A 13,739-nucleotide genomic window follows, 5' to 3' on the forward strand; every position below is an offset into this window, starting at 1 on the left:
CACAACCGCCGTAACCGAACCAAAGTAGTTACCACTGACGACAGGCACGTTAGGCAGAGCTTGCTCAACGCCAGCCCGTAGAATCGGTGAACGTGCACTACCGCCGGTCATAAAGATCACATCCGGCGTCACGCCGCCGAGCGTCACCGCTTCTGTCACCAACTCAATCATTTTGGTCTTGGGCACGTCAATTGCTTCGATCATCGCTTCGCGTTGAATTTCAACTTCTAGCAGTTCGGATAGCACTTTGATTTGCGCAATCACTCGCGCCGTGTCGGAGAGCGCAATCTTCGCCTCTTCGGCTTTTTTGACAAGGCTGTAACCCAAAGTATCGTGATAGACCGCCAGAAGTCGCGCCAGTTTTTCCGGCTCACGCGCCTCTTTGTGCAGACGTTTTAAATCGGCCAAATTTTCACGGGAAAAGAATTTGGCTTGCGCACTCACATCGTTAATCGCAATCGGATTCCAAAATTGGGTGATCGGCATGTCTAGTCCGCTTTGCGTTTGACTGCCAAAACCAAAGGGCGTCATCAGGGCTTTGAAAGCGAGATGAATATCGAGATCGTTACCGCCTACGCGCTGACCTGTATGCGCAATCAGACTTTGCGTGCGATCCGCTTTGCCGCGCCATGATGGCCCCATTTGAATAAGTGAGCAGTCGGTGGTACCGCCGCCAATGTCCACCACTAACACGGTTTTGTCTTCGGTCAGTGTGGCTTCGTATTCTAGCCCAGCAGCGACAGGCTCAAACTGAAACTCAAGATGACGAAAACCAGCGCGAGTGGCCGCACGGCGCAAAATATTTTCCGCTTGCTGGTTAGAGTCTTCGCCACCCCGACCATGAAAATTGACCGGGCGACCAATGACCGCATCCTGAATCACTGCATTAGAACGAGCTTCTGCTTGCGCTTTGATATTGGCCATCATGGCGCACACCAGATCTTCAAAAAAGCTCAGTTGAATGTCGTGTAGCCCCATCGCCCCCAAAAAGGATTTAGGCGATTTCACGTAATACACTTCATGGGGATCGGAGAGGTAAAGATCAAGCGCCGCCTGACCAAACACCACATCAGCAAACTGTAAATCGATGCCTTCTTCACGATTAGACGCCACTGAACGACGCAGAAGTTGTTCACCGAGTGCATCCGCAGGGGCAATGTGACGATGGCGAAATAGATGCTCAGATACCGACTCACGCGTGGGCGCAGCAAGTGTCGAAGGAATATAGAGGCTGTCACCTTCAAGTGGGATCAGCACAGGGTTGCCATCCTGCATACTCGCCACCGAGCAGTTGGCCGTACCATAGTCAAATCCAATAAACATCTACCCACTCCTACTCTTAAGCGAAAAAAGGCCGGCGATCCTATCGCAAGCCTTCTCTTATCTCTAGCAGAAATTGTTGTTTTTGATACTCACTCACGGCGCATCCTCTCCTAAAGCCCCTTCACCAGATTCAGGTCATCGCTATACCCTTACTTGGAACAGCAGACATGAAAAAGCCAGCATGACGCTGGCTTTAGCATTGCGATTAAAGCAAATCTTACAAGAAGTGGAACGTCGCATTGAACGACAGCGTGCCAACATCTGTGCTATCCATGGTGTAGTTCATGTAGCTTGCGCCTACCGAGAATGGCCCCATGATGAAGTATTCAGCACCGATGCCGTACATCACGTCGATACCATCATCGATTTTGCCACCGTTGATGTCTTTATCCCATGAGTGCAGGCCGCCTTTAGCGTAAACGTGCAGAGGGCCGAAATCCATGCTTGGTTTCACTGCAAAGTAAAGAGAAGAGGCTGACAGCTCTTGAGTTGCATTGATTTCAAAGTCACCGTGGTTCACGTAACCCGCTTCTAAACCAATGAATGGCAGAATACCTGTGCCAGCATGCACAGAGTAAGCCGTACCATGTTTGCCTTCATAATCCGATTGACCTACTGACGCACCGCCATAGATCCATGAATCCGCCATCGCGGTTGAAGAGGCACCCAGTAATGCCAGAGCAAGTAATGTCTTTTTCATAATTAACCTTCTTTAAATAGTGGGGCAACGTTGACGGCGGCCAGTCGTTGCCACATTGAGTGCAAATTCCGTCATCTCAGTATGTTAAGCAAAAATTGTACCTAACATGCTTCAATCGCGTTAATAATTCGTTTATCCGAAACCGGATACGGCGTACCCAATTGCTGAGCAAAATAACTCACGCGTAACTCTTCGAGCATCCAGCGGATTTCTCGCACGTTATCGGGAATCGCCATCCCTTTCGGGATCTTGTTCAGCAGCTCTTTATACTTGTTGGCTACCGACTCAATTTTCAGCATATGCAGACGATCTTTGTTGGGATCGACAGGCAGTTTTTCCATCCGGCGTTCAATCGCGCGCATGTAACGCAGAATGTCCGGTAGACGTTTCCAACCACACTCAGTCGCAAAGCCGCTGAAAATCAGCCCTTCGATTTGTGCTTTGACATCCGAAAGCGCAAAGGCCATCGTGAAATCCACCTTACCTTTCAAAAGCTTATTGATGTTGTAAGCGGTGGTCAAAATGGTTTCTACCTGCTTGGCGATCTCAACTACCGTATCGCCAAGCTCGGCACGCACATGCTCTTTGAGCGCTTCAAATGCTTGTGGCTCCCACACCATGCCGCCGCGCTCTTCAATCAGCTTATCAACGCCGCAGGCAATGCAGTCATCAATCAAATCCAGCACCTTGCCATACGGGTTAAAGTACAAACCGAGTTTAGATTTGTTCGGCAGATTGGCGTGCAGATATTTGATCGGCGATGGCACGTTAAGCAGAATCAAACGGCGCTGGCCGGCACGCATCGCGCTAAGCTGCTCTTGCTCGGTTTCAAACAATTTGATTTCGACGCTGTCTTTCTTATCGACTAACGCCGGATAAGCTCTAACTTCAAAGCCACCACGCTTTTGCTGGTACACTTTTGGTAGCTCACCAAACGACCACGTATGCAGATCGCGCTGCTCGATATCATCATCGGCCACTTGCGAAAGTGTCTCTTGCACTTTCTCTTTCAAGCTCTCTTTCAGCTCATGCAGATCGCAGCTTTCATTGAGCTTGCGATTACGGTGATCCACCGCGCGATAAGTAATTTTTAAATGCGCAGGCAGTTGATCGAGTTTCCAATCTTCGCGCAATACCGTCACACCCGTCATGCGGCGCAGCTCTTTTTCCATTGCATCGAGCAGCGGCATTTCAAACGGTGTTACACGCGCCAAAAAAGCGTCAGCGTAATTGGGGGCTGGCACAAAGTTTTTACGCAGCGTTTTCGGCAGCGATTTAATTAAGCTCACCACCAACTCATGGCGCAAACCGGGAATTTGCCAGTCAAAGCCATGTGGCTCAACTTGGTTTAAGATCGGCAGCGGAATGTGTACCGTCACACCGTCACTGTTCTCGCCCGGCTCAAACTGGTAACTGAGTTTGAGTTTCAGATTGCCTTGATGCCAGAAATTCGGGTAATCCAGATCGGTAATGTGACTGGCATCGCCTTTGAACAGCATCTCTTTTTCAAAGCTGAGCAGATCCGGCGTTTTACGGCTAGCGGTTTTCCACCACGCATCAAAATGGCGACCAGACACCACTTCGGTACCGACACGCTGGTCGTAGAATTGGAACAGCTCTTCGTCATCAACCAGAATATCGCGGCGACGCGATTTGTGTTCTAACTCTTCTACTTCGGCGAGCAGCGCGCGGTTTTGTTTGAAGAAGGCGTGTTTGGTTTCCCAATCCCCTTCAACCAGCGCACTGCGAATGAAAATTTCGCGGCTGAGCACAGGATCGATATTGCCGTAGTTGACCAAGCGCTTCGGTACGATCGGGATGCCATACAGCATCACTTTTTCATACGCCATCACTGCCGCATTTTTCTTCGACCAATGTGGCTCACTGTAACTACGTTTGATCAGGTGTTTCGCCAGTGGCTCAATCCAATCTGGTTCGATTTTCGCCACCACGCGCGCCCACAGTTTCGAGGTTTCCACCAGCTCTGCCGACATCACCCACTTCGGCTGCTTTTTGAATAAGCCAGAGGCAGGGAAAATGTTGAAACGCGCGTTACGCGCACCGTGGTACTCGTTCTTCTCCTGATCTTTCATACCGATGTGTGACAGCAAACCGACCAAAATCGCACTGTGTACCGCATGGTAACTGCCCGGTTCATCATTGAGCTTGAAGCCCATTTCCCGAGTCGATTGATGCAGTTGAGTGTACACATCCTGCCATTCGCGCACGCGCAAATAGTTCAGGTAGTCGAGTTTACACTGACGGCGGAACTGGTTACTGGTCAACGCTTTTTGCTGCTGTCCGATGTAGTGCCATAAATTCACTAACGTCAGGAAATCGGAATCTTCGTGGTTAAAACGGCGATGTTTGTCATCGGCCGATTGCTGCTTATCGCTCGGTCTTTCACGCGGATCTTGAATCGACAGCGCGGAAGCAATAATCATCACTTCTTTCAAACAGCCGATTTTCGACGCTTCAAGCACCATGCGTGCCAAACGTGGATCAATCGGCAAACGCGCTAGCTGCTTACCACTTTCGGTGAGGCGTTTTTTCGGGTCTTTGATTTGATCGTTGATCGCCCCTAACTCTTCGAGCAGACGCACACCATCTTGAATGTTGCGCTTATCTGGCGCTTCCACAAAGGGGAAGGCTTCAATATCGCCCAGCCCCAATGCCGTCATCTGCAAGATAACCGAGGCTAAGTTGGTGCGCAGAATCTCAGGGTCAGTAAACTCAGGGCGTGATAAGAAATCCTCTTCCGAATAGAGACGGATACAGATGCCCTCTTCGGTACGTCCACAGCGGCCTTTACGCTGGTTAGCGCTGGCTTGGGAAATCGGCTCAATCGGCAAACGCTGCACTTTGGTGCGATAGCTGTAACGGCTGATCCGCGCGGTACCTGGGTCGATAACGTATTTGATGCCCGGAACCGTTAGCGAGGTTTCCGCCACGTTGGTGGCCAGCACGATGCGACGACCCGCATGAGGTTGGAAAATCTTGTTCTGCTCACCGGCGGACAAACGTGCATACAGTGGCACAATTTCCGTATCACGCAGGTTGCGCTTTGAAAGCGCATCCGCGGTATCACGAATTTCGCGCTCACCGTTCATGAAGATCAGAATGTCGCCCAATCCTTCATCGCACAGCTCATCCACCGCTTGGAAAATGCCTTCCAGTTGGTCGCGATCGCTTTCACTGTCATCATCCCCCGCCAGAGGGCGATAGCGCACTTCCACCGGATAAGTACGGCCTGAGACTTCGATGATCGGCGCATTGCTAAAATGCTTCGAGAAGCGCTCAGGGTCGATGGTCGCCGAGGTGATGATGACTTTGAGATCGGGACGACGCGGCAAAAGCTGCTTGAGATAGCCCAAGATAAAGTCGATGTTGAGGCTGCGCTCGTGCGCTTCATCGATAATGATGGTGTCGTACTGGTTAAGGAAACGATCGTTTTGGATCTCCGCCAGCAAGATACCGTCAGTCATCAATTTGATTTGAGTCTGATCCGAGATTTGATCGGTAAAGCGAACTTTATAGCCCACAAAGCCACCGAGTTCGGTTTCCATTTCTTCGGCAATGCGGTTTGCCACTGAACGCGCAGCAAGACGGCGCGGCTGAGTGTGGCCAATCAAACCGTATTTACCACGGCCTAATTCTGCGCAAATTTTCGGTAGCTGAGTGGTTTTGCCTGAACCGGTTTCACCGGCCACAATCACCACTTGATGATGAGCAATCGCTTGCGCAATATCATCGCGCTTTTGGCTAACTGGCAGCAGCGCAGGATACTCGATTTTGGGCATCTGCTGTTTACGCTGCTCGACCACCATCATGGATTGAGCAATATCGAGCGCGATTTCGTCAAATACCGCGTTGCGTGCCGATTCATTTTTGATTTTGCTGGCACCATCAATGCGTTTACTGAAACGAAAACGGTCTTTGATCAGGCACTCTCCGAGCGCCTTTTTTAAACTGGCAGCACTATTGGCTTTTGGCTGAGCTGCCGAATCGGTTGTGGGCTGTGACGAAGTCAAAGCATTTCCTATTGTTATCTTTCCAAAAAACTGCGCGGATTGTACCACAGAGTTTTAGCAACACGCCCATGATCCCACGCTTTAGCCACCTTTACCTGCCTATAGAAACAGCAAATGCAAGCCTGATGCTCAAAAGAAGCTTCGTTTTCGGCGCGATTGGCCGCTAAAATGAAGACAGAACCTTAAGGAAACGAAGCGATTGTGAAAGCCTCTGAACTGAAAACGATTTTAAACCAGCTCCCCGATGACCTTGACCCCGATGTGGTGATGGGGGAAGTGTGGCTTCCAGAGCGCTTAATTGAAGCGCAAATTGACGATGACATGCTGTTTCTCACCTTTGATAACGCGCCGGAAGAAGGAGAAGGTGAAGAGGAAGGCCGAGGCTTTGTGGAACATGAGATGGAATTGATCCGCTCACAGCTCATGACGATTTTGGCTGAGGACAGCGGCCCCAAAACCAAAGCCGAAGCACTACTGGCGTTGATTACTCTTGCCCACGAACGCACTAGCTCAGAATTTATCGAAATGTTAGGTGCTATGCTTGAAGAGTGACGCTCAAGGCCACATTGTTTAACCTACAACTCCCAATCTCCAAGGCTTGCCTATGTTTAATGCACTCACCTCCCTGTTTAAGCAGCTTCTTGAAGGCCAAGACTTAGCTCAACACTCTGCCACACCGGAGCTGGCCATCGCTTGTCTGCTCAGCGAAGTGGCTGGCGCAGATCAACAAATTTCAGCGCCAGAGCAACAAGCTAAGCTGGCACTGTTGCAGCATTTGCTACAATGTACGGCTGAGCAAGCCAGCGACTTACTCATGCGCGCAGAGCAAGAAGTCAAACAATCGGCCTCACTGTACGATTTTACTTCCCAGCTACGTAGCCTCTCCCAAACACAACGGTTTGAGCTGATCAAAGCGATGTGGGAAGTGGCCAACGCGGATGGCACGATTGATCCGCTTGAAGATGCGGTAATTCGTAAGGCCGCTGAGCTGCTGTATGTCGATCACAGTCAGTTTATTCGCGCCAAACTGATGGCCGCAGACAAACATCAAGCACCAGAATAACGCCGCGCGTTATCGGCTCCGACACTCTCTCCCTTTGTCTGAAAGACAAAAAGCGCGAAATTCGCGCTTTTGAACTTGGGCTTTGATCTAGGACTTCTTGTCAAAAAACTCACTAGAGTGGTGGTGTCATTCGCCAATAGAGCATCACAGCGATACAACTTAGAGCATTCACCAGCCAACAGACGTAAAGAATATCTTCCATCGGTACACTCGGCTTTGTGGACAACCATACAAAAGCCTAGAACAAGATCTGAAACGTTGCATAACAATTTGCTGAATATCACATTACAGCATGGTTAACGCTAACTTTGCCAAGTTGTAGGCATCAACATAGCCTGAGTGCTGACGCCCTTCCCATTCAATACCTTGCGATTCCTGAGCCGCGCGATGACCGATACGTTTGTCTTTCAAACGATGTTGAATACGATACAAGGTGGCAAGGTTGAGAAACTCTTGGAACGGGACAGAAAGGCCCTTTTCTCGACACTCGTTAAGCAAAATGAGGTCATCGCGCCCCCATGAGGCGTAAATTTTATTCGAACCACCGAAGTTTTTGACCATAGACTGGATCACCTCGGCTAAAGGCCGCCCCTGCTTTTCGATTTTGCGCGGTGTGATCCCAGTAAGTTCGGCGCAAAACAGCGAGATTTCATCTTTTTCCGGTTTGACAAAGTACTGCGCGCGCTTGACGATTTCTCCCGCCGCGAGATCGATTTCTGCTAGACCAATTTCAATGATTTCACCCGTGGTTCCCACTCCGTTTTCGTTCCAACAACACATTTCTAAATCGAAGCACACAACACGGTTGTAATTCATTCTTGGCTCTTTCTCTGTTACATAAAGTCGAACATCCTACCTGAATTGAAGGCATAATTCGATTCTACCTTGCTGCATTGCTGCGCAATCGATACACGATTTCGACCTTTCGATTTACTGAGATAAAGCTGATCATCAACACTCTGTAAAATCTCCGGCTCACTGTACTCACAGTTAATGCTCGCCCCAATACTGATGGTTAAGGTTAATGGTGTTTCGGAATTGAGCATCACAGGTTCTGCTTCGACCACTTTACGGATCCGCTCTAGATAAGTATAAAGCGCCGTTTCATCGGTCACGGATGACAAGATGGCAAACTCATCACCGCCGAAACGGGCAAAAATATCCGATTCAACCAACTCTTTTTTCACCACATCAACCACATGCGTTAAAGCGTAATCCCCCGCTAAATGCCCATAGCTGTCGTTGATTTGCTTAAAGCGGTCGATATCAAATGAAATCAAGGTAAAAGATTGTTTTTCATCTAACATTTTGCACAAATGCTGACTAAAGAAGCGGCGGTTATAGATGTTGGTCAAACTGTCATGCTCCACCAGATAACGCAGCTCTGCGGTACGCTCCTCAATCATATCTGTCAGCCGTTGTTTCTCTTCCAGTTGCATTCGCATGATGTAGCTAAGCAGCAAGGAAATAATAACGCCACCCAACCCTAAGCCCAGTAGCACCCACTCTTCACTATGGTTAATCGGCTGATGCAGTTCAAACTCCAGCACCCAATCACGGTTTGGCAACACCAATTTGCGCTCTATTTTGGGTTCATCATCCGCTCGCCACATCGGGCTTTGATAAAGAACCGGACTGTCTTCCGAATCAAATCCGGTATCAATCACGCGCATATCGAGATCTTGTTCCATGACGCTGATTTGGACCAGTTTCTCGAAATAGGTGGATAGGCGCACCACCCCGACCATCACACCAAGTAAGCTGCGATCATCTTCTGAAGAAAAAACAGGGTGATACACCAACATGCCATCTTTGACGATCGACTTATCAATTCCGTCTTGTAGCAGGCGCACTTTATCCGAAACATTCGGCCGACGATTAACGACAATATCCGCCAGTATTCGTTTGAAACGTTCACGCTCCGAGTAAAAGCCTAACAGTTTACGATTGTCATAATTGAGTGGATAAATATCCGATAAAACGTATTTCGCTTGGTCATCCGTACCGAAACCGTATTTGATCTCTCCCGTTTTTGGTACTGTGTACAAAGTGAACTCAGGAAAACGTTGCTGCATTCGCGCGGTAAAAGTTTCAGCCTGAGGCGGCTCAACTTTCACTAACCATTGCAACGCAATCAGGCTTTGTGAACCTTTAAGGGTCTCTTCTGCGAAAGTGTGAAAACGCACCCAGTCATCGCTTGTGCTTGAGCGGAAAAAGTTGGCGGCAGAGCCGATAAAATGGATATCACTATCGACAAACTGCTGCAGTGCCATAGTTTGCCGGTCCGCGAGATTTTCCAGCAGAGTACGATTATGGCGCAGCTGTAATGAGTATGCGGTGTAAACCACAAACACAGTCAGAAGCAGAGAAAACAATAGTACCAGCAAGGGCACAATCACGCGCACATGTTTGAGCATCCACTTCTTCCTTATTATGTTATCTATCATGAAAAATCATGATGAAGATGTGTGATATATCAATATCCTTACTTCAGTTGGGACGCTAGATTCAAGTCATTTTCAGAGCATTCAGTGATAAACCGAGCGCTTACTCACGAAATGCAGGGGTAGATGGTGCAAAATCGACCACACTCACTGCTCACAAAGCCACCAATCAAACCTTATCCCAGCCTGTAAATCGGGATTCATCGCTGCCTTTCGCCTTGAATATGGTACTATCCGCCCCTATTTTGAGCTTAGTCTATAACGCAGCTTAGCGAAAAAAGCCTGAGTTAACACTGGCACAATGAAACAAAGTGCACCTGATACTCATTATTTTCGCTAGGCGTATACCAAACGACTCGACGCTTCAGGTCAGTGGTAAGTCTGTCAATCTCCGTAAACACATAGACAAACTGTGTGATGAAAGAGATCAAACAGCCCGCCCGTAGCTTCAAGTCCGGGTATAGAAACTTGTTGTGCCTTGAGCACAGAGTCTGCCAAAGAGAATTCACGATGAATATCGACCTAAACCTGATCCCAACCACTTTTGACATGCTCCATGCTGGGCTAGCAGCTTCGTCAGTACTGCTATTGATTGTTGCCATTGCTCGTAAAGGCAAAGTGACAGAAAAGATCGTAGAAAAACCCGTCGAAAAGATTGTGACGGTTGAAAAGCCGGTAGAAAAAATCATCGAAGTTGAAAAGATCGTCGAAGTTGAAAAAGTCGTGGAACGAGTCGTTGAAGTGGAATCCAAACTCGCGACCGCCTCAACCGATTCAGCACTGCAACTTCTCGCACTGCTGCAAAAAGAAGCTCGCCTGATTGACTTCTTACAAGAAGAAGTGAGCCAGTTTTCGGATGAAGAAGTGGGCGCAGCCGCTCGCGTGATTCATAGTGGCGGCCAAAAAGTGCTGCGCGAATACCTCACGCTATCGCCTATTCGTAGCGAACAAGAAGAGAGCCGCATCAGCGTCGAAGCGGGCTTCAATACGCAAGAAATTCGCCTAACCGGTCAAGTGACTGGCCAAGCGCCATTCGTTGGCACTCTGATTCACAAAGGTTGGCGCGCCGATGCCATCACCCTGCCAAAACTGGCGGACAATTACGACACCGCGATCCTCGCGCCTGCGGAGGTAGAACTGTAATGGAGATGCCAATTCATTCCGCCAAATACAGTGTAGGCATCGACCTTGGTACAACCCACTGCGTACTCGCTTATCAAGATGTACAGAGTGAAGAGAGCCGTGTTGAAGTGATGTCGATTGCGCAAATGACGGCACCGGGCACAGTAGAAAACCTCAACCAGCTTGGTTCTTTCGTTTATCAGCCCCATGAACATGAAATGGCTGCTGCTTCACGCCGTTTGCCTTGGAGCAGTGAGCCGACCGCATTGGTAGGCGCGATTGCGCGCAATTTGGGCTCAAAAACCCCGATTCGCCTAGTCGCAAGCGCCAAATCTTGGTTGTGTCATGCAGGCGTTAATCGTCGTGAAGCCTTTTTGCCATCGGGCAGTCCTGAAGACGTCAGCAAAATTTCTCCACTACGCGCCACTGAACTTTATTTAGAGCACTTGCAAGCGGCATGGGATCACGCCCATCCTGATGCCCCATTGGCTGAGCAAGATGTCACCATTACCGTTCCTGCTTCGTTTGATCCTGCCGCCCGTGACTTAACCGTGGAAGCGGCACGTAATATTGGCCTGCAGCATTTTACTCTGCTCGAAGAACCACAAGCGGCGCTGTACAGCTGGATTGATAACCGCCACGAACAGTGGCGCAGTGAAGTGAGCGTTGGCGATGTGGTGTTAGTGATCGATATCGGCGGCGGTACCACTGACCTTTCACTGGTCGAAGTGACCGAAGAAGAAGGCAACCTTGCCCTCAAACGTATTGCCGTTGGCGAACATATTCTACTCGGTGGCGATAACATGGATCTCGCCCTCGCCTATCGTCTAAAAATGAAGTTGGCGCAGGAAGGCAAAGAGCTGCAAATGTGGCAAGTACAAGCCATGACACACGCTTGTCGTGATGCCAAAGAAGCACTCCTCAGCCAACCAGATTTAGCCGCAGTGCCGATCGTGGTACCAAGTCGCGGTTCTAAACTGCTCGGCGCAACATTGAAAACCGAACTGACTCGTGAAGAAGTTCAGCAAACGCTGGTCGATGGTTTTTTCCCTGCGGTCTCCATCAACGAGCATCCACAACACAAAATGCGCGGCGCTCTGACTCAGATGAGTTTGCCTTACGCGCAAGATGCCGGCATTACTCGCCACATCGCCGCATTTTTAAGTAAACAAGCCAACGCGCAAGGTCAGAACCACACAGAAAGCCTGCCTTTTGCGATGACCGGCATTCCGGGCATGGCCGCTCCACAAGCCGATTTCATTAAGCCAAGCGCCATTTTACTTAACGGCGGCGTGCTGAAATCCACTCTGCTTGCCGATCGTTTACTCGACACCATCAATGCTTGGTTAACTCAGGCCAATGCGGCTCCTGCCAAACTCCTTGCTGGGGTGGATTTGGATCTGGCAGTGGCACGTGGCGCGGCTTACTACGGCGTTGTGCGTCAAGGTCAAGGGGTACGCATCCGTGGCGGTATTGCTTCGGCTTACTATGTCGGGATTGAAAGTGCGATGCCTGCCATTCCGGGCATGTCACCGCCGATGGAAGCACTCTGCGTTGCTCCATTTGGTATGGAAGAAGGCTCGAGCGCGCAAGTCGCGGATCGCCAGTTTGGCCTCGTGATTGGTGAGCCTGTGCACTTCCAATTCTATGGCTCCACTGTTCGTCGTGATGATGTTGCGGGGACTCACCTTGTCGATTGGGCCAATGACGAACTAGAAGATCTGCCAACCATTCAGATCACTTTACCTGTTTCTGAAGGTCGCCGAGCAGGAGAAGTGGTTCCGGTTACGCTGGCATCACGAGTGACCGAGCTCGGTACGCTCTATCTTGAAGCGATTGCGGCTGATAATGGCCAAAAATGGCATGTGGAATTTGATGTTCGGGATAACCCGCAACCAGAATCCGCGTTAGCTTAACGTCCTCTCCTTTCTACTTGGCGCGACAACCATGCTGACTAGGTTCACTCCATCTCAGCGGAGAGCCAAACCTGCAGGGGAAGCTCAGGTTCACGGCATCCTATCGGGTGCCGTTCATCTTTTATGATTACGAGGTACAGCATGTCATCACCACGTTTTCTGGTCGGCATTGATTTAGGCACCACCAATACTGTGGTCGCCTTTTGTGAATTGAGCGATGCTCTTGAACAAGCTCCAGTGAGTATTTTCCCGATCGATCAGTTAATTGGCCCGGGAGAAGTGGTGCGTCGTCCCCTGCTGCCCTCCTTTCGTTATCACCCCGCAGAGGGACAATTCAGTGATTCTGATTTGACCCTGCCATGGTCATCCGAATTGGTCGAGGGCGATCTGCCCCAAGTGATTATTGGCGAGTGGGCACGCGATTTAGGCGCGAAAGTCGAAGGCCGGCAAGTCTCCAGTGCCAAAAGCTGGCTGTCACACCCTAATGTCGATCGTACTCAGCCGATTTTGCCTTGGGCAGGTGCCAGCGATGTTGAAAAAGTATCACCGATTGTCGCCAGCGCCAGCTACCTCAACCATATTCGCCAAGCGTGGAATCATCGCCATCCGTTGAACCCGCTTGAGCAGCAAGAAGTGGTGATCACCGTCCCAGCCTCGTTTGACGAAACGGCGCGAAAATTAACGATCGAAGCCGCACGACTGGCTGGGTTATCCAACATCATGCTGCTCGAAGAGCCACAAGCGGTGTGTTATGACTGGCATCATCGCCATCAAACCCAAGCCAACGAGATCTTGCATGCGTCCCCGCTGATTCTGGTGTGTGATGTCGGTGGGGGTACCACTGATTTAAGCCTGATTGCGGCACAATTTGATGCACAGGCCGCCTTACAACTCAATCGAATTGGCGTCGGCGATCATTTGATGCTTGGCGGTGACAACATTGATCTGGCTTTAGCGCATGTGGCGGAACGTCGCTTTAACCAAAACAAAAAACTCAGCGCGGCAGGTTTATCCAAGCTTATCCAGCAAACCCGCCAAGCGAAAGAGAGAGCAGGCTCTCTTTCGCTTAGCTGGTTTACTCGTTAAGCTGTGATAAACCTGCCCCGCTGAGTTTTTTGTGTTGGTTATAGCGCCGTTCCG

General features: G+C 49.9%; 9 protein-coding genes and 1 pseudogene. 5 read left to right on the top strand and 5 right to left on the bottom strand.

Features of this window, described 5'->3' with window-relative positions:
• The 3 genes from yegD to hrpA form a co-directional block, all read right to left on the bottom strand.
• The coding region (gene yegD / locus GOU96_RS14575) for a molecular chaperone (protein WP_324701991.1) at positions 1-1,323 on the bottom strand (1,323 nt) is incomplete at its 3' end.
• 217 nt (positions 1,324-1,540) lie between these two features.
• Positions 1,541-2,023, bottom strand: a complete 483-nt coding sequence (locus tag GOU96_RS14580) for an outer membrane beta-barrel protein (protein WP_000751962.1) — start codon at positions 2,021-2,023, stop codon at positions 1,541-1,543.
• A 101-nt stretch (positions 2,024-2,124) separates the two neighbouring features.
• Positions 2,125-6,054, bottom strand: coding sequence for an ATP-dependent RNA helicase HrpA (gene hrpA / locus GOU96_RS14585; RefSeq protein WP_267782691.1), 3,930 nt, complete (start codon positions 6,052-6,054; stop codon positions 2,125-2,127).
• Positions 6,055-6,255: 201 nt separating this feature from the next.
• Between hrpA and GOU96_RS14590 the strand changes: the two genes are divergently transcribed.
• Together GOU96_RS14590 and GOU96_RS14595 are read left to right on the top strand one after the other, a co-directional pair.
• Entirely contained in the window at positions 6,256-6,606 is a 351-nt protein-coding gene (locus GOU96_RS14590; protein WP_267782693.1) for a hypothetical protein, read from the top strand.
• Between the two features lie 52 nt (positions 6,607-6,658).
• On the top strand, positions 6,659-7,117 hold the full coding sequence (locus GOU96_RS14595) for a TerB family tellurite resistance protein (RefSeq protein WP_000481269.1): 459 nt from the start codon (positions 6,659-6,661) through the stop codon (positions 7,115-7,117).
• Between the two features lie 285 nt (positions 7,118-7,402).
• Here the strand turns inward: GOU96_RS14595 and GOU96_RS14600 are convergent, their stop codons facing one another.
• Positions 7,403-7,933, bottom strand: coding sequence for a 3'-5' exonuclease (locus GOU96_RS14600; protein WP_001108807.1), 531 nt, complete (start codon positions 7,931-7,933; stop codon positions 7,403-7,405).
• Between the two features lie 17 nt (positions 7,934-7,950).
• Positions 7,951-9,534: a sensor domain-containing diguanylate cyclase gene (locus GOU96_RS14605; RefSeq protein WP_000912203.1), complete on the bottom strand. Its 1,584-nt coding sequence runs from the start codon at positions 9,532-9,534 to the stop codon at positions 7,951-7,953.
• A gap of 537 nt (positions 9,535-10,071) precedes the next feature.
• Here GOU96_RS14605 and GOU96_RS14610 point away from each other — a divergent pair.
• The 3 genes and pseudogenes from GOU96_RS14610 to GOU96_RS14620 all read left to right on the top strand — a co-directional run.
• Positions 10,072-10,704 (top strand): DUF2760 domain-containing protein, encoded by a 633-nt coding sequence (locus tag GOU96_RS14610; RefSeq protein WP_033932540.1) that lies wholly within the window; start codon positions 10,072-10,074, stop codon positions 10,702-10,704.
• Complete coding sequence (locus GOU96_RS14615) at positions 10,704-12,599, top strand: Hsp70 family protein (RefSeq protein ID WP_069647976.1); 1,896 nt, start codon at positions 10,704-10,706, stop codon at positions 12,597-12,599. The genes GOU96_RS14610 and GOU96_RS14615 overlap by 1 nt, the downstream gene beginning before the upstream one ends.
• Positions 12,600-12,740: 141 nt before the next feature.
• A pseudogene (locus GOU96_RS14620) lies at positions 12,741-13,646 on the top strand (Hsp70 family protein); the annotation flags it as partial.
• Positions 13,647-13,739: the final 93 nt, after the last annotated feature.

This window comes from Vibrio sp. R-1, assembly GCF_035615595.1.
Classification (GTDB): Bacteria; Pseudomonadota; Gammaproteobacteria; order Enterobacterales; family Vibrionaceae; genus Vibrio; species Vibrio cholerae.

Excerpts from the sequence above, each read along its gene's own strand:
- GOU96_RS14580 (WP_000751962.1), bottom strand. The coding sequence starts at position 2,023 with ATGAAAAAGACATTACTTGCTCTGGCATTACTGGGTGCCTCTTCAACC.
- GOU96_RS14595 (WP_000481269.1), top strand. The coding sequence starts at position 6,659 with ATGTTTAATGCACTCACCTCCCTGTTTAAGCAGCTTCTTGAAGGCCAA.
- GOU96_RS14600 (WP_001108807.1), bottom strand. The coding sequence starts at position 7,933 with ATGAATTACAACCGTGTTGTGTGCTTCGATTTAGAAATGTGTTGTTGG.
- GOU96_RS14605 (WP_000912203.1), bottom strand. The coding sequence starts at position 9,534 with ATGCTCAAACATGTGCGCGTGATTGTGCCCTTGCTGGTACTATTGTTT.
- GOU96_RS14610 (WP_033932540.1), top strand. The coding sequence starts at position 10,072 with ATGAATATCGACCTAAACCTGATCCCAACCACTTTTGACATGCTCCAT.
- GOU96_RS14615 (WP_069647976.1), top strand. The coding sequence starts at position 10,704 with ATGGAGATGCCAATTCATTCCGCCAAATACAGTGTAGGCATCGACCTT.